Annotated in this window: 18 protein-coding genes; 8 read left to right on the plus strand and 10 right to left on the minus strand. The window is 72.1% G+C overall.

Annotation, left to right across the window (positions count from 1 at the left end; translation table 11 throughout):
* Positions 1-480 precede the first annotated feature (480 nt).
* Positions 481-1,866: a mannose-6-phosphate isomerase, class I gene (gene manA / locus AWX74_RS32200; RefSeq protein WP_091284445.1), complete on the minus strand. Its 1,386-nt coding sequence runs from the start codon at positions 1,864-1,866 to the stop codon at positions 481-483.
* A 72-nt stretch (positions 1,867-1,938) separates the two neighbouring features.
* Complete coding sequence (locus AWX74_RS32205; protein WP_035949045.1) at positions 1,939-2,334, minus strand: metallopeptidase family protein; 396 nt, start codon at positions 2,332-2,334, stop codon at positions 1,939-1,941.
* A gap of 363 nt (positions 2,335-2,697) precedes the next feature.
* Here AWX74_RS32205 and AWX74_RS32210 point away from each other — a divergent pair, with 363 nt between their 5' ends.
* From AWX74_RS32210 to AWX74_RS32225, 4 genes are all read left to right on the plus strand, one after another.
* Positions 2,698-3,108: a DUF3499 domain-containing protein gene (locus AWX74_RS32210; RefSeq protein ID WP_091284447.1), complete on the plus strand. Its 411-nt coding sequence runs from the start codon at positions 2,698-2,700 to the stop codon at positions 3,106-3,108.
* A 228-nt stretch (positions 3,109-3,336) separates the two neighbouring features.
* Complete coding sequence (locus AWX74_RS32215) at positions 3,337-4,701, plus strand: phosphomannomutase/phosphoglucomutase (RefSeq protein ID WP_091284449.1); 1,365 nt, start codon at positions 3,337-3,339, stop codon at positions 4,699-4,701.
* Positions 4,698-4,898, plus strand: a complete 201-nt coding sequence (locus tag AWX74_RS32220; RefSeq protein WP_006538424.1) for a Trm112 family protein — start codon at positions 4,698-4,700, stop codon at positions 4,896-4,898. Before AWX74_RS32215 ends, AWX74_RS32220 begins: the two co-directional genes overlap by 4 nt.
* A gap of 19 nt (positions 4,899-4,917) precedes the next feature.
* Positions 4,918-6,066: an SIS domain-containing protein gene (locus tag AWX74_RS32225; protein ID WP_091284451.1), complete on the plus strand. Its 1,149-nt coding sequence runs from the start codon at positions 4,918-4,920 to the stop codon at positions 6,064-6,066.
* 238 nt (positions 6,067-6,304) lie between these two features.
* Here AWX74_RS32225 and AWX74_RS32230 read toward each other — a convergent pair whose 3' ends face one another.
* Positions 6,305-8,953 carry a transglycosylase domain-containing protein gene (locus AWX74_RS32230; protein ID WP_397311696.1) on the minus strand — a complete coding sequence of 883 codons (2,649 nt, stop codon included), beginning with the start codon at positions 8,951-8,953 and terminating at the stop codon, positions 6,305-6,307.
* A gap of 248 nt (positions 8,954-9,201) precedes the next feature.
* On the minus strand, positions 9,202-10,020 hold the full coding sequence (locus tag AWX74_RS32235; RefSeq protein ID WP_091284456.1) for an RDD family protein: 819 nt from the start codon (positions 10,018-10,020) through the stop codon (positions 9,202-9,204).
* Between the two features lie 107 nt (positions 10,021-10,127).
* Here AWX74_RS32235 and AWX74_RS32240 point away from each other — a divergent pair, with 107 nt between their 5' ends.
* A complete protein-coding gene (locus tag AWX74_RS32240) occupies positions 10,128-11,138 on the plus strand; it encodes a stage II sporulation protein M (RefSeq protein ID WP_091284457.1) in 1,011 nt (336 codons plus the stop codon).
* 45 nt (positions 11,139-11,183) lie between these two features.
* Here the strand turns inward: AWX74_RS32240 and AWX74_RS32245 are convergent, their stop codons facing one another.
* The 5 genes from AWX74_RS32245 to AWX74_RS32265 are packed head-to-tail and all read right to left on the minus strand — an operon-like array spanning position 11,184 to position 17,003.
* Positions 11,184-12,482: a DUF58 domain-containing protein gene (locus AWX74_RS32245; RefSeq protein ID WP_091284460.1), complete on the minus strand. Its 1,299-nt coding sequence runs from the start codon at positions 12,480-12,482 to the stop codon at positions 11,184-11,186.
* A 9-nt stretch (positions 12,483-12,491) separates the two neighbouring features.
* Positions 12,492-13,583 carry an AAA family ATPase gene (locus tag AWX74_RS32250; RefSeq protein WP_397311693.1) on the minus strand — a complete coding sequence of 364 codons (1,092 nt, stop codon included), beginning with the start codon at positions 13,581-13,583 and terminating at the stop codon, positions 12,492-12,494.
* Complete coding sequence (locus tag AWX74_RS32255; RefSeq protein WP_091284462.1) at positions 13,580-15,121, minus strand: DUF4350 domain-containing protein; 1,542 nt, start codon at positions 15,119-15,121, stop codon at positions 13,580-13,582. Before AWX74_RS32255 ends, AWX74_RS32250 begins: the two co-directional genes overlap by 4 nt.
* Complete coding sequence (locus AWX74_RS32260) at positions 15,118-15,894, minus strand: DUF4129 domain-containing protein (RefSeq protein WP_091284464.1); 777 nt, start codon at positions 15,892-15,894, stop codon at positions 15,118-15,120. Before AWX74_RS32260 ends, AWX74_RS32255 begins: the two co-directional genes overlap by 4 nt.
* Positions 15,891-17,003 carry a DUF7847 domain-containing protein gene (locus AWX74_RS32265; RefSeq protein WP_091284466.1) on the minus strand — a complete coding sequence of 371 codons (1,113 nt, stop codon included), beginning with the start codon at positions 17,001-17,003 and terminating at the stop codon, positions 15,891-15,893. The genes AWX74_RS32260 and AWX74_RS32265 overlap by 4 nt, the downstream gene beginning before the upstream one ends.
* A gap of 272 nt (positions 17,004-17,275) precedes the next feature.
* On the opposite strand from AWX74_RS32265, the gene AWX74_RS32270 reads away from it, so the two are divergent.
* The 3 genes from AWX74_RS32270 (at position 17,276) to AWX74_RS32280 (ending at position 20,438) form a co-directional block, all read left to right on the plus strand.
* Positions 17,276-18,124 (plus strand): ComF family protein, encoded by an 849-nt coding sequence (locus tag AWX74_RS32270; protein WP_242666515.1) that lies wholly within the window; start codon positions 17,276-17,278, stop codon positions 18,122-18,124.
* A gap of 663 nt (positions 18,125-18,787) precedes the next feature.
* Positions 18,788-19,576 carry a ribosome hibernation-promoting factor, HPF/YfiA family gene (gene hpf / locus AWX74_RS32275; RefSeq protein WP_091284470.1) on the plus strand — a complete coding sequence of 263 codons (789 nt, stop codon included), beginning with the start codon at positions 18,788-18,790 and terminating at the stop codon, positions 19,574-19,576.
* A 148-nt stretch (positions 19,577-19,724) separates the two neighbouring features.
* Positions 19,725-20,438, plus strand: coding sequence for a response regulator (locus AWX74_RS32280; RefSeq protein ID WP_054570600.1), 714 nt, complete (start codon positions 19,725-19,727; stop codon positions 20,436-20,438).
* 120 nt (positions 20,439-20,558) lie between these two features.
* Here AWX74_RS32280 and AWX74_RS32285 read toward each other — a convergent pair whose 3' ends face one another.
* On the minus strand, positions 20,559-21,164 hold the full coding sequence (locus tag AWX74_RS32285) for a GNAT family N-acetyltransferase (RefSeq protein WP_091284473.1): 606 nt from the start codon (positions 21,162-21,164) through the stop codon (positions 20,559-20,561).
* Between the last annotated feature and the right edge of the window lie 261 nt (positions 21,165-21,425).

The raw sequence follows: 21,425 nt of genomic DNA on the forward strand, positions 1-21,425 counted from the left end.
CTTCCCCAGATCCAGGCCGGCCGCCCGCAGGTAGATGACCTCGTCCTTGACGTCCTGCCGGCCCAACGCCGCCCCCTTCGACCCGATGACCATCGGTGGACATCGGGTCGCCTGGAGAGACCAGGGAACGGGCGAATCTGACACACGTGCTCCCGGCAGCCGCCAGGGGCGGCTGCCATGGCACAAACCGTAGTCCCGGAACCGGCCTCCATCGCCAGCCTTGCTTCACGAGCTCACCGGCATCACAGAATCACCGGCTTACCAGGCGACCCGGCCCTATTTTTCCCTGCATCCGTGGAGGCCAGCGCAGCGGCCTGGCGACCCTTGCTCGGAATCAGCGGCGGCCACGGAAGTCCGAGGCCCAGGCTTCCGTGGCGGGCTCCTGAATGTTCGTTATGTTCGCTTATATCCGCCCGGCTGCCGATCTCGGTCGGCGCAAATTTGCGCCAGGCTCGGGCCGATCGGGCCGGGGTGGGCCGGTCAGACGGGCGGGCCGGCGGCGAAGACCCGCCCGGTGCCGGTGAGCCTGAGGGTGGCCGAGCCGGTCACCAGCGCCGAGCATCCCCGGCTCAGGGTCATCGGCGCGAGCGCGGTGCCTGAACCGTCCGTTCCGGACACCTCGACCTCGCCGTCCACCGCCAGCAGGATGGACGGATTGGCGAGGCTGACCGGCCCGCCGGTGCAGACGGCCTCCCGCAGCGAGAAGTCATCCACCGGCACCACCCAGGTCCGCAGCAGACCGCCGGGGCCGGTCGTCAGGGTTCGCGGACGCAGCACCGGCGCACCGGTCGGCCGCGGGTCGAGGATGCGCAGGAGCTCGTTGACGTCGATGTGCTTGGGCGTGAGACCACCGCGCAGCACATTGTCCGACGTGGCCATGATCTCGATGCCGACGCCCTGGATGTAGGCGTGCAGCAGTCGGGCGGGCTGGAACAGCCCCTCGCCGGGCTGAAGCGTGACGTCGTTGAGGAGCAGTGCCGCCGCGATGCCGACATCGCCGGGATGGGTCGCGGCGAGCAGCCGCACCAGATCAGCAGCGCGGCGTAGCTCGGCGTCGGCGTCGGCGGGCACCCGCTCGGCGGCGCTCACCACACCGGCCGCGAGGTCGACACCGGCCTGCGCCGGCAGGGTGAGCAGGCTACGCAGCACCTGGGTCGCGCCGCCGGTCGGGTCGGTCGCCAGCGGCGCGAACGCCGCGATCAGACCGGGGTGACCCAGCCCGCGCGCGATCGCCAGCGTGGTGGCCGGAGCGCGGATGCCGGCCAGCGCCCGGAACGGCGTGAGCGCGACGATCAGCTCGGGCTTGTGGTTGCGGTCGCGGTAGCGCCGGCGAGGATCGCCCAGCGCGATGCCGGCGGCCTGGTCCGCGTCGAAGCCGGCGCGGGCCTGGTCGAGGTCGGGATGGACCTGAAGCGACAACGCCTTGTCGGCCGCGAGCACCTTCAGCAGGAAGGGAAGCTCGCCGACCAGGTCCGCCGCGGCACGGCGGGCGCCCAGATCGGCCGCACGCGGCCGCGGGGCGGGCTCCACAACCTCGGCCGGGGCCTGCGGATGAGTGCCCAGCCACAGTTCGGCGACGGGCTCCCCGTCGGCCGGAACACCGAGCAGCTCGGGGATGGCGGTGGTGGAACCCCAGGCATACCGCTGGGACTGACCGAAAAGCTCAAGGACGCGAACCGGGCTGCGGCCTGGTGGCGTACGTACTGTCGGCACCGGCGACGTGCCGGTCGCCGTACCCGTGCCGGTACCTGTGCTGGCGGTGGACATTTCGCCGGTGCCCGTGCTGGCGGTGCTCGTGCTGGCGGTGCTCGTGCTGCCGCTGTCGGTGCCTGCGGCGCTGGTCGGCGCGGTCTCCCCGATGGTCACACGTCTCTCCGTCCCCGCCTCGGCGGTCGTGACTCGGTTCTGGCCTGGAGTCGGGCGAATGTCGCGACAGGCCTATTCCTCGTCGCCCCAGCCGTGACCTTCGGGGTCGATCACTGCTGGGTCGACGTCCATCATCTCAGCCACCTGATGGATGATCGCGTCGAGGACGAGCTCCGCGAGATCCTCGGTGATGAGGGCACGCGCCTCCAGCGGACGCCGGTAGACGACGATCCGCCGGGGCGTGGCGGAACGGCCCTTGCCGCTCGCCGGCTGGTAGGCCGCGAGCGGAACGTTGTCATCGGTGGCCGGGTCGACGGGGGGCACGTCCTCGACCGCGAACTCGACGTCGGCCAGCTCGGCGGACCATCTGTGGTCCAGGTGTTCGACCGCGTCCAGGACGAGGTCGTCGAAGCGTTCACCGCGGGTCGCGTAGGCGGGCACATCGGGCGGGAGCAGCGTGCCACGCATGCCACGGCCGCGGCGGTCACGTCGGCGGCGCGGCGGGACCGGACGCGTGGCCGTGGGAAAGAGCGCCCTGGGCGTGCCGGCAGGTTCGGCCATCGTGACAGAGTAACGCCATTTCTTCCGGACGATCACAGCGACGGTGTGGCCGGGAGGCCGGCGGAGGCCCGCAACCCCCACGTAGGGGTACCCGACCAGGAGCGACACGACGTCAGAAGCCGGTTTTGGTCGAAGTGCGCCCGTAGTTCTGGTGTAATTGTATGCGTGGAGCAACCGAGTGATAAGCGCTGCGTCACAGTGACCTCTGTCGGTGCGCGACACGACGGGCGGTGGTGGCCGTCGTCCGTTCCGGGGTCTACCGTCCGGAACGTGAAGCCTCGGCGCTGCTCCCGCTCGGCCTGTTCCGCGGCCGCGATCGCCACGCTCACCTACGCCTACGCGGAGTCCACCGCCGTACTCGGTCCGCTGTCGCCGTTCGTCGAGCCGCACTCCTACGACCTGTGTGGGGTCCACGCTGATCGGCTGACGGTGCCGCTCGGCTGGGCGGTGGTCCGCCTGGAGGCCGAGCAACAGTCCGGGCCGGAGCGGGCAGCCGACGACCGGGCAGCCGACGACATCGAGGCGCTCGCGGACGCCGTGCGTGACACCACGCCCCGTCGTGGCCCGGAACCGCCCGGCGGCTCTGGGCCCGTGCCGCCTGGCCCGCCCGGTCCGGCCGGTCCGTCGGGTCCGCCCGGGGGGCGTCGCGGCCATCTGCGCGCCGTGCCGAGCCCGTCCTAGGGCCCACGCGCCGTGCCGAGCCCGTTCCAGGGCCCGGCGGTTAGTGCCACAGCGGTAGGGCCGCAGCGGCCCACTTGTCCAAACGCCGTCGGCGCATGATCCTGACCATGCGTCATGCGGTGTCGCCGCGAGCCCGCCACGCCGGGCAAGGCGCTGGAGTTGTTGTCGGCGGGTGCGGATAGGGTCAACCCGGTCGATCGACGCCTGTCAGGAAAGGGTGGTTGCGGGGTGCACGACCTCACACGAATCTTCAAGGCGTACGACGTGCGAGGCGTGGTGCCATCCGAGTTCGACGAGGAGGTGGCCCGGGCCACCGGCGCCGCGTTCGTGCGGCTGCTCGGCGCGGATCGGATCGTCACCGCCCACGACATGCGTGAAAGCTCGGTACCCCTGGCCGCGGCCTTCGCGGACGGTGCCACCAGCCAGGGTGCGGACGTCATCGCCGCCGGCCTCGGGTCGACGGACCTGCTCTACTTCGCCGCCGGCTCGCTCGGCCTGCCCGGTGCGATGTTCACGGCCTCGCACAATCCAGCGAAGTACAACGGCATGAAGCTGTGCCGGGCCGGCGCCGCTCCGATCGGGCAGGAGACGGGCCTGGCGGACATCAGGGCGCTGATCGAGGCGGGCATCCCGGAGCACACCGGCCCGCGCGGCACCGTCACCACCCGGGACCTGCGGGACGACTACGCGCGCCACCTGCGCTCCCTCGTCGACCTGACCGGCATCCGGCCGCTGACGGTGGCCGTGGACGCCGGCAACGGCATGGCGGGGCTGACCGTCCCGTGCGTGCTCGGCGGGCTCGGCCTGACGATCATCCCGATGTACTTCGAGCTCGACGGGAGCTTCCCCAACCACGAGGCGAACCCGATCGAGCCGGAGAACCTGCGTGACCTGCAGGCCAGGGTGCGTGCGACGGGGGCGGACATCGGCCTCGCCTTCGACGGCGACGCCGACCGGTGCTTCGTCGTCGACGAGCGGGGTGAGATCGTCTCCCCGTCGGTCATCACCGCGCTGGTGGCCGAGCGTGAGCTTCGCCGGGAGCCGGGCGCCACCATCATTCACAACGTGATCGTCAGCAGGGCCGTCCCCGAGCTGGTGGCGCAGCGTGGTGGTGTGCCCGTGCGCACCCGGGTGGGTCACTCGTTCATCAAGGCGGAGATGGCCCGAACGGGCGCCGTCTTCGGTGGCGAGCACTCGGGCCACTTCTACTTCCGCGACTTCTGGCGTGCCGACTCCGGCATGCTGGCGGCCCTGCACGTCCTGGCGGCGCTCGGCGAACAGAGCGGCCCGCTGTCCGACCTGCTGGGTGGTTACGCGCGGTATGTCACTTCCGGTGAGATCAACTCCGAGGTGGCTGACGCCGAGCTGGCGATGAGCCTGGTGGCGAAGGCCTACGCGGACCGGGCGATCGACGTCGATCACCTGGACGGGCTCACGGTCTCGCTGGCGGACGGGTCCTGGTTCAACCTGCGGCCGTCGAACACCGAGCCACTTCTGCGCCTGAACGTCGAGGCGCGCGATGATGCGTCCATGTGCCGGCTGCGTGACGACGTTCTCGTCAGCATCCGCGGTGGAAGGGAGAACTCTGCATGAGCCTCGATCCCCTGTTGTTGGAGATCCTCGCCTGCCCGTGCCCCGAGCACGCCGCGCTGCGGGAGGAGACGCTGGACGGTGCTCCGGTGCTCGTCTGCGCGTCCTGCGGGCTGGCTTTCCCGGTTCGGGACGACATTCCGGTCATGCTCCTCGACGAGGCGAAGCCCTTCCCGGCCGCGGCCGGATCCTCGTCCTGATCGGCGTCGTGCGGCCCGGGTGAACCTTGACGAGTCCCTTCTGGACGACGCGGGCCGTCTCGAGGCCGCTGATGCGCTGAGCCTGCTTCCGCACACCGCCTCGGCCGCGCGGCAGGTCCGCGAAAGCTGGCGGTTGGCGCAGGAGGCCGGCGTGGCCGCGCTCAGCGCGGACGGCCGGCCACGCGCGATCGTGGTGACCGGGGTCGGTGCCTCCGGTCTGGCTGCCGATGTGCTGGACGCGGTCGTGGGCACGGCCGCCCCGGTGCCGGTGATCACCCATCGCAGGCATGGGCTCCCGGGCTGGGTCGGCGTCGCCGATGTGGTCCTTGGTGTCTCCGCGTCGGGCACCTCGGCGGAGACCTGCTCGGCCGTCGAGGAGGCGCTGCGGCGTGGCTGCCGGCTGGCCGTGGTCTGCCCGCCGGACACCCCGCTGGCTCATCTCGCGGGCCTCGCCCGCGCGCCGTTCGTGGCGTTGCCGACGGCGCGGCCCGCCCAGGCGGATCTGTGGTCGCTGGCCGTTCCGCTGCTCGCCGTCGCCGCGGCGCTCGGCCTGCTGCGCGACGGCGGCGCCTCGGTCGAGGCCGCCGCGGTGCGTCTGGAGGAGACGGCGATCCGGTGCCGTCCGGCCAGCGAGTCGTTCGTCAATCCGGCGAAGACGCTGGCGCTGGAGCTGGCCGGGTCGCTGCCGCTGTGGTGGGGGACCACCCGGCTCGCCGAGGTCGCGGCCCTGCGGGCGGCTGCGATGCTCGCCGTGAACGCCTGGTACCCGGCGCTGGTCGGTGCCCTGCCGCATCCGGCCTACGAGCAGGCGGCCCTGCTGGGTGGGGCGTTCGGCTCGGGCGCGGGCGGTGGCGCCGACGACGACCTGGATGACTTCTTCCGTGACCGGGTCGACGACGAGGCCCGTACCCGCCTGCGCCTGCTCGTCCTGCGGGACAGCGCGGGCGAGCATCCCGACGTCGGCCAGGCTGCCGAGCGTGCCGTGGCACTGGCGCAGCAGCGCGGCATCGGGGTGACCGAGTTCCGGCTGGACGGCGCGACGCCGCTGGAGCGGTTCGCGTCGATCGTAGGGCTGATCGACTTCGCCGCCGTCTATCTCGGGCTCGGGCTTGGGGTGGACCCGGCGGCCGCTCCCCGCCTGCGACCGTTGGACAGCACCACTCGCTGACCGCTGCGGCGTCGCCGGGCTGTGGCTCCCGCCGTTCATGGCATATGCCGAACCGGGTCGTCCGGCCCCGAGTTTTTCGTGAGTTCGTGAGGCGGATTTCCTGCGCGACCGTAGGGATCCGTGCCGAAATCCACGCGGTGCGGACGCCCGATCCCCACGGCCGACTGGCCGAGGGCTCAGTTACCACCGAGCCCTCGGCCAGTCACGGGAATGCCTCTCCCGGGAGCGGTGCCGGCGGCTATCGGCGCGGTCCGGTGCCACCACCGGCACCGGATTGCTGGCCGCCGCCGTTCTGTTGGCTGCCACTCCCCGAGCTCTGCTGGCCGGTCTGGCCGGAGGTGGCCGCTCTCGGGGTCTGGGTGCTGGTCAGGCCGGGAATCTGGATGCCCTGCAGCAGGTCCTCCGCGCTCGGCAGGGTGGGGGTCGCCGGGGCCGGCACTGTGTTCATCAGACGGCCGCCCTTCGTGCCCCTGGCGGTTTTCGGGTCCGCCGCCGGCAGTGCCACGACGGGCTGGTCCTTCAACGCCGCCTTCATCGTGCGGCCCCAGATGAGTGCCGGCAGGTCACCGCCGTACACGTGGCCCCAGTTCCGCCCGTCGGCGAAGACGTTGGTCAGGGGGTTGCCGACCGCCCCGTTGGGGTCACCGACCGCCACCGCCGCCGCGATCTGCGGGGTGTAGCCGACGAACCAGGCGCTGGAGAAGCCGTCGTTGGTTCCCGTCTTGCCGGCCGCGGGGTGGTCGAAGCGAGCCTTGGTGCCGGTGCCCTGGGTGAGGACACCCGCCAGGATGCTGGTCACCGTGTCGGCCACGCCCTCGTCGAGGACACGCTCGCACTTCGGGCTGTTGCCGACGTCGATCTGCTGGCCGGCGGAGTCGACCACCGAGCTGGCGAACCGGGGCTCACATCGGACGCCGCCTGCGGCGAGCGTGGAGTAGGCGACGGCCATGTCCAACGGGGTCACATACTCGCCACCGATGGTCACGTCGCCCTTGGTGGCGGGGATGTTGGCGAGGTGGGCGGGGTCGACGCCGAGCCGGGTGGCCATCTCGACCACCGCCGGCACCCCGATCTCCTCTTCGAGCTGGATGAAGTAGGTGTTGACCGAGTCCCAGGTCGCGTCGTCCATACGGTAGACGCCGGCCTCGGCGGGGTCGGCGTTCTGGAAGCCCTTGGCGCAGTCGCCCTTGCCGCGGTCGAGGGGGAAGGCGTCGGTCTCGTAACAGGCCGGTGAGTAGTAGGCCGTGTTCACCCCGTACCCCTGCTCCAGGGCCGCCGCGAGGGTGAATGTCTTGAAGGTCGAGCCGGGCTGGAAGGCAGGCTTGACCTTCGCTGAGGAAGCCGGCAGCGGAATCACCGTCTGGTTGGCGGCGACATCGTGACCGTAGGTGCGGTTGACCGCCATGGCGAGGATCGCCCCGGTCCCGGGCTGGATGACCACCTCGGTGGCGGATACCCGGTTGTCCCGGGGAATGGTCGCGTCGACCACGGTCTGTGCCGCCTGCTGCACCTGCGTGTTGAGGGTGGTCTGGATGGTCAGGCCACCCTCGTAGATGCGGCGGTTCCGTTCTTCCAGGGTGTCGCCCAATGCCTTGTTGTTCTGCAGTTGGGTACGGATGTAATCGCAGAAGAACGGCGCGCTGGACGTCTCACAGGAGTCCTGTGTGGTGGGCCGCTCCTTGATGACGTCGATCGGCATCTGCTTCGCCGCGTCGGCCTGCGTCTGGCTGATGTAGTGCTCGTCCGCCATCCGGGTCAGCACGGTGTTGCGCCGTTCGAGGGCCGCCTCCGAGTGGTTCACCGGGTCGTAGCTGGAGGGGCTCTGCACCAGGCCGGCGAGCAGAGCCGCCTGGTCCAGGGTGACGTCCTTGATCGAGACGCCGAAGTAGTGCTCGGCGGCGGTGCCCACTCCGTACGCGCCGTCACCGAAGTAGGCGATGTTCAGGTACCGCTCGAGGATCTCGTCCTTGGAGAACCGCTTCTCGATCTCGACGGCGTAACGCAGCTCGCGCAGTTTGCGGTCCAGCGAGTCGCCGGCGACGGCCTCTCGATCCTCGTCGGTCGTCGCGTCCTGGAGCAGGACGTTCTTCACGTACTGCTGGGTCAGGGTCGAGCCGCCCTGGGTGGTGGTGCCGGCCTCGCTGTTGCGTGCGGCGGCCCGCAGGACGCCCTGCGGGTCCACCCCGTGGTGCTGGTAGAAGCGGGCGTCCTCGATCGAGACGATCGCCTCACGCATGATCTTCGGGATGTCGGCGCCATCCACGACCTCGCGGTCCTCGGCGCCCCTGAGGGTCGCGATGAGGCTTCCGTCCGAGGCCAGGATCTTGGAGCTCTGTGGGAGCGGGGGAGTCACGAGGTCCGACGGCAGCGCCAGGAAGTGGTCGGCCGAGGCCTTCGCGAACAGCCCGACCGCGCTCAGAAGGGGCAGCACGAGCAGGCCGACGGTGACGCCCATCGCGGTCACGACGAGGCCGATGCGGGTGAGCTGGCGGCGGCGGTTGACGGGACGGACCAGGCCGACGGTCGGCGGGCCGAACGGAAGATCGTCGGGGGTACGGCCGATCTCGTCGGGGGCCCCGCCGTCGCCGCTGTGACCGGAGCCGTTGCCTCCGGAGCCGCTGCGACCGGAGCCGTTGCCTCCGGAGCCGCTGCGACCGGAGCCGCGGCCGCCGAAGCCGTTGCCACCGGAGCCGTTGCGACTGGAGCGGTTGCCGCCGCGCGCCGAACCGGACGAAACCCGGCGGCGGGCGGGAAGCGTCGCCAACCGGCCGGCCTGACCCCGCAACCGCCCGGCGGGTGTGCCGCCGTGCTCTCTCGAGTCGCCCTCGGACGCGGCGTCACCGCGAACCGGGGATGCCGACTCCCGTCCCTGCGCCGTCGTTGTCACCCCCAACGTCCGGTCCGGCCAGGTGGGCCGGAACTCGTTCTGGCGGACCCGCCAAGCATGCTTGACACCGCGCCGCGCCGCTCACCCGGGCCCTGGGAAGGTCATCAGGTGCGGGCTCCGGCGCGTGGCCCGGGGGCGCAAGATCCGAATTGTCGCGATCACCCCGGAGGATCCCATCGGGTCAGACGCTAGACGACGCCAGTCAGTTCCGGCCAGCCGGCCCGGTCACATATCACGCTCTGCCGGGACTACCCGGGGTATCGCGGCCCGGGGTATCGCGGCGGGCGGGCCGCGGTTGTGATGATCATGCGTTGGTAGGCGCGGCGGGTGCGCTCGGCGAGCACTGCGGACAGCACGGCCCATTCGGGCGTTCCCGGGGGCGGGGGTGGGGTGACGGCCGCGAGGACCTCGGCCAGCAGCTCGCCGCCCATGCGTGTCCGGGCGTCGTCCGAGAGCTGGTTCGCGCGGTCCAGGAACCGCCGGGTCCGCGCCGCCAGGTCATCGTCGACGCCGGTCAGGTCCAGCAGGGCCGCCCAGCCGGCCAGCGGCGGGGGAACCACGGGTGGCACGCTGACCGTGCGCGGCACCCGCACCTGCAGAACGATGGTGCCGGCGACGAGGTCGCCCAGCCGCTTGGACCTTCGTGAGACGGTCATGCTGATGATCGCGGGTACGGCGGCCAGCACCCCGGGGCGTTCCGCGACGACTCCGATCAGCCCCCTGACCAGCGCGTGGCGGAATCGGATCGGCCCACCGTCGTCGCGGACGACCCGCAGGCCCAGCGTCATCTTGCCGAGGGTGCGTCCGCGCAGGAGCGTCTCGCAGGCCACCGGGTAGCCGAGCATCGTGACCACGTAGACGGCCAAGACCAGGGCCGTCAGCATGGCCTCGTCGTCCGGCCCCACGACCTCGAGCGTTCCGATGACGATGGCGATCTGGGCGACGGTCTGGATGGCCAGATCGACCATCCCGGCGATCATGCGGGAGCCGAGCCGTGCCACGCGCAGGTCGATGGGTACGGCCTCGCCCGTGACCAGCTGGTTCGTTTCCAGGCCGAGCCCGCTCACGGGCGGCTTCCGGGGTCCGCGGGCCGCTGATCGGTCATCTGTACCCCGCTCGTGTTTCGTGCCCGGCACGCAGTGCCATAGGCCGGTCTGGAAGAGTAAGAGTAGCCATGGACCTCGATGCGTATGTCGCCGTCCACCGTCCCGAGTGGGTCCGGTTGGGCCAGCTTGTCGACCGTGCCGCGCGCCCCCGGCGGATGTCGATCGGCGAGCTGGACGAGCTGGTCGATCTGTACCAGCGCGCGGCCACCCACCTGTCGGTGATCCGTGATCGTTCCCATGACCCGCGCCTCGTCGAGGATCTGGCGAGTCTGGTCATCCGGGCGCGGGCCGCGGTCGTCGGCGCCCCGGATGTCGGCTGGCACGTCCCCGCCAGGTACTTCGCGGTGACCTTCCCGGCGGCGGTCTACGCACGCTGGCGCTGGGTGGTCGGGGTGACGCTGGGCTCGCTGCTGCTCGCGCTGGCCAGCGCGCTGTGGATTCTGAACGACGCGCAGGCCCGCGCCAGGGTCATCCCGCCCGACGAGGTGACGGCCCTGTGCCGGCATGATTTCGCGGCCTATTACTCGGAGCACCCGGCGTCGTCCTTCGCCAGCCTCGTCTGGACCAACAACGCCTGGGTGTCCGCGCAGGCGGTGGCGCTCGGAGTGCTGCTCGCCGTGCCCACGCTGCTGGTCCTGGGGCTGAACGCGCTGAACCTCGGCATCATGGGCGGCTACATGGGCAGCTGCGGCGAGGGCGGCCAGTTCTTCTCGCTGATCCTCCCGCACGGTCTGCTGGAACTCACCGTGGTCTTCGTCGCCGGCGCGGTGGGCCTGCGGCTGGGGTGGGCGATCATCGCTCCGGGAGTGCGCCGCCGCTCCGAGGCACTGGCCGCCGAGGGGCGCGCCGCCGTCGGGATCGTGCTCGGGATGGCGGTAGTGCTCGCGGTGTCCGGGGTGATCGAGGCGTTCGTGACTCCGTCCTCGCTGCCGACCTTTGTCCGCATCGGTATCGGCGTCGTGGCCTGGGCCGGGTTCGTCGCCTACGTGTGGATCTACGGCCGCCGGGCCACCGCGGCCGGCGAGAGCGGTGATCTGGACGCGGCCCTCGCGCAGGACCTCGCGCCAGTCGAAGCCTGACCGGGACGGAGCTCCGAGCTCAGGGCCGGCGTTCAGGGCTGGAGTTCAGAGCCGACCGTGGGCCTTCAGCGTGAGGTAGGTGTCGGTGACCGCCGTCGCGTACTGGGCTGGCGCGACGTCGACGACCTCGACCCCGCGTTGGCGCAGCACGGCCGTCAGTTCACGCCTGCGCAGCAGGGCCTGTTCCGCGGCCGCCGCGGCGTAGACCTGCGTGACGTCGCCATGCCCGGCGGCGAGCTCGTCCAGCCGGGGGTCGCGCAGGGCGGCCACCAGCACGGTGTGCCGGGAGATGAGCGTGGGCAGTGCCGGCAGCAGGCTCTCCTCGATCACCGCCGGCACCAGGTCCGTGAAGATCACAACAAGGGCCCGGCGGGACGCCGCCCGCAGCACCGTGGTGGCCATCACCTCGTGGTCGGCTTCGACCAGCGCCGGCTCGAGGGTCGCCATCGCCTCGCTCATCCGGGCCAGCAGGCCCTGGTCACGTGCGTGCGCGACGGTCAGCCGCGCGGTGCTGTCGTACGCGGTCAGGCCCACCCGGTCACCGGCCCGCAGCGCCACCGCCGTGAGCAGCAGCGCGGCGTCCATCGCGTGGTCGAGGCGGGGGACGTCGCCGACGCGACCGGCCGAGGTCCGGCCCGAGTCCAGCACGCAGATGACGCGCCGGTCCCGTTCCGGGCGGTAGGTACGGACGACCACCGAGCCGTGGTGGCGGGCGGTGGCGCGCCAGTCGATCGTCCGCACGTCGTCGCCCACGACGTACTCACGCAGGCTGTCGAACTCCGAGCCGGCGCCGCCGCCGCGCAGCGCGACCTCGCCCTCCACCTCGCGCAGCCGCGCCAGCGCGGCCGGCAGGTGCCGGCGGGAGAGGAACGGCGGCAGCACCCGCAGCCGCCAGGGCGCGTGGTGGCGGCCCTGCCGGCCGGCGAGCCCCATCGGGCCGAGTGACCGCACCGTGATCCGGACGGGCTCCCGGTCTCCACGCCGGGTCGGGCGCAACGTCGTCTCCAGGAAACGCCGCTCACCCGCGGGCACCGTGACGGTGTGCACGCGGGGCTGGGCACCGGCCGACGGCACCCACGAATCCCTGACCCGCGCCCGCAGCGTCCGACGTCCACCGTTGGCGACGGTCAGCGTGAGGGTCACCGGCTGCCCGAGCCGGGCCGACGTGGGGCCCGACCGGCTGAACGCACACAGACGCACCCGGGCCGCCAGCCCCAGGTCGACGGCGACCAGCAGGAGGATCAGAAGGTTCACGAGCACGAAGGCCAGGCCGGGGTCGGGGGAGAGGCCCACCACGACGATGCCCAGCGCGACCAGCGCGACGGTACGGCCGGTGACAGCCACGGTCGGCCGCTACCGGGGAACGGGCACGACGGCGAGCACCTGGTCGAGCACGATGTCGGCGGTCACACCATCCTGCTCGGCCTCCGGGCGGAGGCTGATGCGATGGCGCAAGGTGGATCGGGCCAGCGCCTTGACATCGTCCGGCGTCGCGTAGCCGCGCCCGGACAGCCAGGCCCAGGCGCGGGTGGTGGCCAGCAACGCCGTCGCGCCACGCGGGGAGACCCCGAGCTGGACGGCCGGCGCCGACCGGGTGGCCCGCGCGATGTCCACGATGTAGCCGAGAACCTCGCGCTGGATCTGCACCCGGGCCGCCGCGGCCTGCGCCGCCGCGAGATCGGCCGGGCCCGCCACCGGCCGGACCCCGGCCGCCGCCAGGTTCCCCGGGTCGAAGCCCTCCGCGTGGTGAGCCAGGATGCGCACCTCGTCCTCGCGTGGCGGGAGCGGCAGCGTGACCTTCACCAGGAAACGGTCGAGCTGCGCCTCCGGCAGCGGGTAGGTGCCTTCGTGCTCGATCGGGTTCTGGGTGGCGAGGACGGCGAACGGCGACGGCAGCCGGCGCGCCTGCCCATCCACGGTGACCTGCCGTTCCTCCATGACCTCGAGCAGTGCGGCCTGCGTCTTCGGTGGGGTCCGGTTGATCTCGTCGGCGAGCAGCAGGTTCGTGAAGACCGGGCCCTGGCGGAAGGTGAACTCGCTGGTCCGGTTGTCGTACACCAGCGAGCCGGTGACGTCGCCGGGCATGAGGTCCGGGGTGAACTGCAGGCGCTTGGTGTCGAGGGACAGCGCCGCCGCCAGCGTCCGGACGAGCAGGGTCTTCGCCACGCCCGGCACCCCCTCGAGCAGGACGTGGCCGCGGCACAGCAGCGCGACCACCAGCCCGCTGACCGCGGCCTCCTGGCCTACGACCGCCTTCGCGACCTCGTTGCGCAGCGCCATCAGAGACTGCCGGGCGGTCTCGGCGTCGGGCGGAGGAGGCGTCCGGGGCGTCGGCGACGGTGAGCGCAGCGTCTCCGAGCCCATGGACTGCGGCCCGGAGGCTACTGGCACTGCCGTCTGCGGGGACGACTCGGTCGGAGCCGCACCGGAGTTCGGGGACGTCACCTTCTGCCCACCTGTCGATCGAGTTCGTGTAGTTCGCCGGCCAGCCGGACGAGCGTGATGTCGCTGTCGGTCGCGGGTGCGGCCTCCGCACTGGTTGCCGCACCGGCCACCGTGCCCGTGGGACCGGTGTGCTGGCCAGTGCCGTGTGGAGATGGTGCGGCCCCTCCACCGGGGATGTGCTGGTGGCCCCCAGGGGCCCCGGACGGATGGCCCGTGGGTGCTATGTCCGAACCGTACAGGAGTGATCGGATCTCTACGGGTGACCGACCGGTCTGCTCCGCGACCGCGGCCACCAGCACGGTCGGCTCCGGTTCGTGCGGGGGCCGCGCGGGGCCGGCGGGGGCGCCGTGCTGGATGCCCAGCCGGTCCGCGAGCCGGACCCGCAGGCCCGCCCGCAGCGCCGCGGCGGCCCCTTCGCGGGCACGCGCGGCGGCGTAGAGGCGGCCGCGGCCCTCGACGGTTTCCGCGGAACGCACCACCACCGGCAGCGGCTCGGTGACGGGCGGCCCCAGGCGCCGCCCTCGCCACAGGGCGAAGACGGCCAGCGCGACGAGGGCCTGCAGGAAGCCGACCCAGAACCCGTCCGGCAGCAGGTCGGCCAGGCTCTGCCCGCCGACCGCGCCCTCGCTCGCGACGGCCGGCGTCACCCAGTCCAGCTGGGTGTGCCGGGCCAGCAGCCCGAGGGCCAGCGCGGCGTTCCCGGACTCGTCCAGCACGCCGTTGGTGACGAAGTCGCCGCTGCCCAGGAGAACCAGCCGGCCGCTGGTCTGTTCGGTGAGCCCTGGCCCGGTCGGGGTGAGGACGGCGAGGCGGGCGGCGTCGGGGAAGCCATAGCAGAGCTCCAGCTCGATGCCGTTGCCAGACCAGCCCTCATGACCCGATCGGAGGATGTCGTCCGCCCGGGTGAACCGGACGTCGGCCCCGATCGTCGTCGTGCCGGCCACCGTCGCCTCCGGCAGCCCGCACCGCGGCTGGACCTGTCCGTCGGCGAACGCCTCCGCCGGGACAGCCATGACCGGCATCTCCAGCGCCGCCACGGCGGCCTCCGACGGCGCGACGAGCACGACGTCCGAGCCGGTGTCGGCCAGGCTGACGAGAGCCTGGAGATCGGCCGGGGACAGCAGGTCCGGGTCGGTCACGACGACCGTGCGCGACCCGTCGGAGCCCGCGGAGCGCCGCCCCCCGGCAGCTGGACCGGTATCCGTCAGATCCGCGGGGACCGACTGCCGCGCCGAGACGGTGACGCCCCGCTCGCGCAGGATCTCCGCGACGGCCAGAGTTCCGTGCGGGCCCGGGGAGCCGATGTCGAGGTACCGGTCACCGCTGGGCCGGCTCGCCACGGCCGCGAGCACCGCGTACACGGTCACAACCGCGGCCAGGACCGCCGCCAGCCGTAAGGCGGCACGCACCGTCGTGGCCCCCGGGCCGCTGCGGACATGGGTCGGCGAGCCCACACCCCGCCGCCGGCCGGTCGGGGCCGCCGGTCGGGCCGGGCCCGGTGCCGGGGGCCGCGGTGGGCTGGCCGGTGGCGCGGTCATGCCCGGACCGGCGGGGCGTCGTCGGGGGCACGATCCCGGCCGATGGATCCGCGGATGCGCCCGAGGTTCTCGTCCGCGCGCACGACCACCTCGTAGGCCTCCAGGTTCGCCGGCCTGCCGCCGTACCAGATCTCGCTGAACACCTCGACCGCGACAGCCAGTGCCGCGATCGGGTCGGACGGCCCCCCGCCCGTGGTCTCGCCGGCCAGCGGCCGGACTGCGGACGGGCCGGCCACGGTTCGCAGATCGCTGATCAGCTCGTTCGCGGTGCGCCCGGGCCTCGGATCGAGAACGCCGCGTTCCTCCAGCATCCGGGCGATGGCGCGCAGCCGGGACCGAACAGCCTCCGCGTGGTCCCCCCGCTCGGCCTGGGTGCGCGACAGCGCCCGCAGCTGCGCCGCGGTGAGCGGACCGGGCGACGTGGCCTCGTCGAGCTGGAGCCGGGCGGAGCGCCGGACCGGGCCCAGCCACACACGGAGCACCACAACGAGCGCGACCAGGGCGATGACCAGCGCGAGGACGCCGAGGCCCTGGAAACCGCCGAGGCCGGAGTCCGGATCCGGGGTGAGCCAGTTCCACAGGTCGGCCAGCCGGTCGTTGATCCAGTCGATCGTCCGGCTGAACCAGCCGCGCTCGTCATCCCGGTAGATGCTCCTGGACAGCTCCCGGTGGGCCTCCTCGCGGGCGCCGTCCCTGGTGACCGGCCCACCCGGAAGGCCGCCGGACGACGCGGCCGCGGTCGTCAGGTGGACGCCCGGGCGGGCAATGGTCATGATCCGGTGCTGCGTTGCCGAGCCGCCTCGGCGAGCGTCACGTCCAGCCCCTCCTTGCGGATGCGCTGATCTATGTAGAGCAGGACGGCGGTGCCGGAGAAGATCGGGGTGGCGATGGTCGTTCCGATCAGTGTTCCGATCGCGTTGACGATGTGGCCGGCGACGGTCAGGTCGGTCAGCGTCGAGTCGGCGAGGGAGTCGGACGAATCCAGGATGACGGTGGTGATGACACTGACGATCATCATCAGGATGCCGCCGACGAGGCCGGCGAGCAGCCCGATGCCGAACACCCGCCACCAGGCCCCGCGGACGAGGTCGCGCGAGCGTCGCAGCGCCCCTCGCACGGTCTGCCCTTCCAGGACGTAGGCCGGGGAGGCGAGGCTCAGAAAGACGGCGACCACGATCGCGCCGACTACAAGCGCTATGAGCCCCAGGGCGGACAGCAGCATCACGGCGATGCTCAACACGACCAGGCCGCCCAGTCGCGGTGCGGCTCGCCTGATCGCCGCGCCGGCCGAGATCCGTGAACCGAGCGCCGCCTCGCTCACCACCACGGCGAGCACGCCGGAGAGGAAGATCCCCAACGCGGTGGTCAGCATGAAGATCAGCGTTTCGAGGACGATCGACGCCCCGGTCGAGGAGTCCTCGCCGGCGATCATGATGATCGTGATCACGATCTCGACCACCGCGGACACACCGAGAGTCAGCCCCAGCGTCGCGCCCGGGTTCGCGCGGATCGTGGAGAAGATCCCGTCGAGGATCTCGCCGACCGACAACGGGCGCAGCGGGATCACCCCCGGCTTGGGTGCGATCGGCGGCCGGCCCCATGGGCCGGGGCCCCAGCCCGGGGGAGGCTGGCCCGGCGCCTGCCCGGGCCAGGGCTGCTGCCCGCCGGACGGATCCCAACCGCCGGGTGAGCCCCAACCGCCGGGTGAGCCCCAGCCGCCCGGCGGCTGCCCGGGAGCCTGCCAGCCGCCCGGGGCGCCCCCGTCGCCGCCGGCTGACGGCGGACTCCAGGATCCGGGAACTGGTGCGCCCCAGGAACCGGGGGATGCCGGCCCGGCCGGTCCGGGCTCATCGGGAGGGGTCTGACCGGCCCCGTCCGCCATCGTGGTCTCCCTGTGCTCGTGCCGTGCCGTGCGGCTTCTGCCGACTGGCGTACTCGGCACCGCACATCGTCGCAGATTGGCTACGTCCACAACGCGATCGGGCGGTCGACGACGACCGTGAACCGTTGATGTTCGTCTGGGGTTCATGGTCGCGGTTGGGTGTCCGGATCGAGACCGGGCGGGTCTGTGCACAGAAGCGCACTGCGTTTGTCGTTGTCCACAGAGCGGCCCACGGCGGGCGTGGCGCGGTGGGCGCGATTCATGCTCGTTTCGTGACCACATCTCCCGTCCGCCGCGAAGCGCCAGGCCAACACCGCGAAGCAGTAGGCCTGCCGCGTCTGCGTGAGGCGCTGGCGATTCTCGCGGATCTCGTCCTGCCCCGGGCCTGTGCCGGCTGCGGGCTGCCGGGGTACGCGGCCTGCGCCCGGTGCGTCGCCGCGCTGGCGGGTCCTCTGGTTCTCGCCGCTCCGGGTCCCACGGCCAGCCCGGGGCGGCGAGGTCACATCGCTGGTGCCTCGTCGTCGCCGTTCCGCACCGTCGCCGCGGCTCGCTTCGAGGGGTCGGCCCGGGCGCTGCTGATCGCCTACAAGGAGCGGGGGCGCGTCGACCTGGCCCGGGTTCTGGGCGGCGCGCTCGCGCGGGCCGTGGCGGTGGCCGGCCGCGATCTGGACCGGCGGCCGCGGGCTGATGTGGTGCTGGTGCCGGTCCCCACGACCGCGGCGGCCCGGCGCAGGCGCGGGCTCGATCATGTCGCTCGTCTCGCGGCGGTCGCGGCCAGGGTGATGACCCGGTCGGGCACGCGGGCTCGGGTAAGCGGCGCGCTGCGTGTCCTGCGGGCCGGTGCGGACCAGGCCGACCTCGGTGCGGCGGATCGGCGTCGCAACCGCTCGGGTGCCTTCACCGCGCACCCGGGGGTCCGGCCGCCGTGTCGGCGCGAGATCGTGATCGTGGTCGACGACATCATCACCACCGGCGCGACGGCCGCGGAGGCGATCCGTGCGCTGCGGGCAGGGGGCTGGGCGCCGTCCGGTGCGGCCGCGATCGCGGCGACACCACTGCGGAGCGCGAGTGCGCCGACGCGACGCGCCACCCTTCGGGATTGCCCGCCGTACTCCGGCTGAAGGAGGAAACTGGGTGCACGCGCTCCGCTCCCGGAGCCGACGGCGTGAGCTTATGGCGAACGCCGCACCGCAGCGCAGATGCGGTCATCCGGGGTGAGGGCACCGTGGCACACCTGCCACCGCGGCGGATGTGGCCCACGGCCCCCGCCCTGCCTGCCGTCGAAGGCTGCCGGGCCGGGGTAGGAGCGTGGCGAGGCGGGTGTCGCTGACCGCGTCCAGAGACGCTGCGGCGCGTTCAGGGGCTCCGTAGGCCGGGCCGGAATCTCCCGATTTCGGCAGGTCGGTTCCGGCATGGATCCGCCCGATGTGGGGAAGGAGCCGAGCGTGGCGGGTCGGTGGAAATCGCGCCGATGCCGTGGTCACCGGGCAGAGCGTCAGGTGCTCTCACGAAGGGAGACGTCTCGCGGCGCCACTGTCACAAGCCGGCACCAACGAGCCTTTTCCGAAGTCGACTCGGGCTCGCGGCACCCCTGAGACCGCGGGCCGTGCGGTGGAAAAGGCTCGATGACTGACACCAGGAACGTTGACAACCTTCGGTGGGATCCCCCGGCGTGGGTCGACATTTGGATCCGCTCCGGAAGACCACCGAGGCAACCGACTCGCTGGCCGTGCTGATCGAAGGTGGATCGGCCGGCCGGGCCAGGTGAACGGGAGGTGGATCGCGTGGACATCGTGGTCAAGGGCAGGCACACCGCGGTTCCGGAACGGTTCCGCAGGCATGTCCAGGCCAAGCTCGCCAAGCTTGAGCGGCTCGATTCCAGAGTGATGCGGGTGGACGTCGAACACTCGAAGGAGACCAATCCTCGACTGTCCGGCATGTCCGACCGTGTCGAGCTGACCGTCTATTCACGCGGCCCGGTCATCCGTGCGGAGGCTTCCGCGGGCGACCCGTACGCGGCTCTCGATCGCGCCGCGGCCAAGCTCGCCGAACGCCTGCGGCGTGCTGCCGACCGGAGGGTCCGCCACCACGCCAACCATGCCGGCGCGAACCATCCTGGGCCCGGCCGGGCGGGAGCACTGCAGGCCGACCTGGTCCTGCAGAGCACGGGCGAGCCGGCCTCCAACGGGGCCGCCAAGGTGGCCAGGGGCGTGTTGCACGGTGTTCCGGGCGGGGAGTCCACCGCCGCCGCAGCGGGCAGCGGGCGTGCCGACAGCGACCGTTGGTCGGATGCCGAGAGCGGCCACGAATCGGACTACTCACCGATGGTGGTACGGGAGAAGACCCACGCTGCCGCGCCCATGACTCTCGACGACGCGCTGTCCAACATGGAACTCGTCGGCCACGACTTCTACCTGTTCCTCGACGCGAACAGCGGTCTGCCCAGCGTCGTGTACCGCAGGTGCGGATACGACTACGGCGTCATCCGGCTCGCGGGCTCGGCGGGCCAGAACGGCTCGGGCGACATGAACGGGTCGCGAGAACGCGCGGCGGCGGTCATTTCCGCCGTGTGAGGGTCGATCCCCCCGGCCGACGTGGGACCATTTGCCTCGGGTGTCGGACTCCCGGCATCGGTGCACACGGCGGGTTCCGTGGGGCGTGCCTGCGACGAGGGGTCGTCGCAGGCACGCCCCACCGGGGCGGTTCCAGGGGAGGTCGGAGATGACGGTGGACGAGCGGCGTTCCGAGGAGGCGCTGCGGACGCCATCGGAGGCGAATCCCATCCGGGTGCTGATCGTTGACGACCACGCGTTGTTCCGCCGCGGCCTGGAGATGGTCCTGGCACAGGAGGTCGACATCGAGGTCGTCGGTGAGGCGGCCGACGGCTCGGAAGCGGTCACCATGGCGGCCGAGATGGCGCCGGACATCGTCCTCATGGACGTTCGCATGCCGCGCCGCGGCGGGATCGACGCCACGAGCGCGATCAAGGAGAAGGTGCCGAGCGCGAAGATCGTCATGTTGACGATCAGCGATGAGGAGGCCGACCTCTTCGACGCGATCAAGGCGGGTGCCATGGGCTATCTGCTCAAGGAGATCTCGATCGACGAGGTGGCCGCGGACATTCGCGCGGTCTACAACGGCCAGAGCCTCATCAGCCCGTCCATGGCGTCCAAGCTGCTCAGCGAGTTCGCCGCGATGATCAAGACGAAGGACGACCGCCCTCAGCTCCCGACTCCGCGCCTGACCGACCGGGAGATGGAGGTCCTCCGGCTGGTGGCCAAGGGGCTGAACAACCGCGACATCGCCAAGCAGCTCTACATCAGCGAGAACACTGTCAAGAACCACATCCGCAACATCCTGGAGAAGCTGCAGCTGCACTCCCGGATGGAGGCCGTGGTCTACGCGGTTCGGGAGAAGCTGCTCGAAATCACCTGACAGGCTGGACGCGCCCTGGCCACCCGGGCATCGGGCCTGGCCTTCGGCGTCGGAGGCGCCATGGCGCCTCCGGCGGCCGCTTTCGGTTCCCGGCAGGCCCAGGGGGCGCCTGCGGGCTGTTCAGGCGGGCGGATCTGTCGCCAGGCGTGAGCCGACCCAGCAGTCGTGCCGGGCGCCGTCGCCGAGAACGATGGCGTGGCGCAGGGTGCCGTCCAGGGAGAAGCCCAGCTTCTGGGCGACCCGCAGGGACCCGTGGTTGCCCACCGCGGCCCGCCACTCGACCCGCTCCAGCCCGAGCGCCCCGAATCCCCAACGCAGCAACGCGGCGGCGGCGCGGGTCGTGACCCCCTGGCCACGCGCCTCGGGGACGCACCAGAAGGCGATCTCGGCGTCACCCTCGTCGGTCATGCTCTGCAGGGAGACGGAGGCCAGCAGCGCCTCCGTGGTGGCGTCGACGACCGCGAGTGGCGTGCTGGTGGCCGCGGCCCAGGCCGCCCTGGCCTGCCGGCCGACGAAGTCCTCGGCGTGCTCCCGCGTGTACGGCGCGGGGACCTGTGTCCACCGCTGGATCTCCGGGTCCTGGCAGGCGCTGAACATCGCGCCCGCGTCGGTCGTTCGCCAGGGGCGCAGATGGAGTGCTCCCGCCGTGATCTCGACCGGTTCCAGCGGCGGCCGGGCTGGGAGCGGCACCGCCCCGTGCCGATCGGGCCTGATGTCGGGACGCATACCGTCACGATGCCAGCGTCTGACGTGGCCGTGTCAGGCGGGCGTGTCGGCGTCGACAGGACGTGTCGGCGTCGACAGGGCGTGTCGGCATCGGCCGGGCAGGTTGATGCACGACTGGCCGTGTTGGTGGCGGGTGGGCGTGTTGTCCGCCGCCGGTGTCGCCGGCGGGCACCGGCACCACCCCACAGTCGTTGGACATGTCGGTGGGAGAGGGCCGAACGAGGCTGTCCGGGCATGCCGATGTGTCCCGGTGAACCCACC

Origin of the sequence: Parafrankia irregularis, assembly GCF_001536285.1 — a bacterium.
Classification (GTDB): domain Bacteria; phylum Actinomycetota; class Actinomycetes; order Frankiales; family Frankiaceae; genus Parafrankia; species Parafrankia irregularis.

What these genes read in the sequence shown, in the direction of transcription:
- AWX74_RS32255 (WP_091284462.1), bottom strand. Translation starts at nt 15,121, where the DNA reads ATGACCGCGCCACCGGCCAGCCCACCGCGGCCCCCGGCACCGGGCCCG.
- AWX74_RS32265 (WP_091284466.1), bottom strand. Translation starts at nt 17,003, where the DNA reads ATGGCGGACGGGGCCGGTCAGACCCCTCCCGATGAGCCCGGACCGGCC.
- AWX74_RS32220 (WP_006538424.1), top strand. Translation starts at nt 4,698, where the DNA reads ATGAGCCTCGATCCCCTGTTGTTGGAGATCCTCGCCTGCCCGTGCCCC.
- AWX74_RS32280 (WP_054570600.1), top strand. Translation starts at nt 19,725, where the DNA reads ATGACGGTGGACGAGCGGCGTTCCGAGGAGGCGCTGCGGACGCCATCG.
- AWX74_RS32260 (WP_091284464.1), bottom strand. Translation starts at nt 15,894, where the DNA reads ATGACCATTGCCCGCCCGGGCGTCCACCTGACGACCGCGGCCGCGTCG.
- AWX74_RS32240 (WP_091284457.1), top strand. Translation starts at nt 10,128, where the DNA reads ATGGACCTCGATGCGTATGTCGCCGTCCACCGTCCCGAGTGGGTCCGG.
- AWX74_RS32205 (WP_035949045.1), bottom strand. Translation starts at nt 2,334, where the DNA reads ATGCGTGGCACGCTGCTCCCGCCCGATGTGCCCGCCTACGCGACCCGC.
- AWX74_RS32285 (WP_091284473.1), bottom strand. Translation starts at nt 21,164, where the DNA reads ATGCGTCCCGACATCAGGCCCGATCGGCACGGGGCGGTGCCGCTCCCA.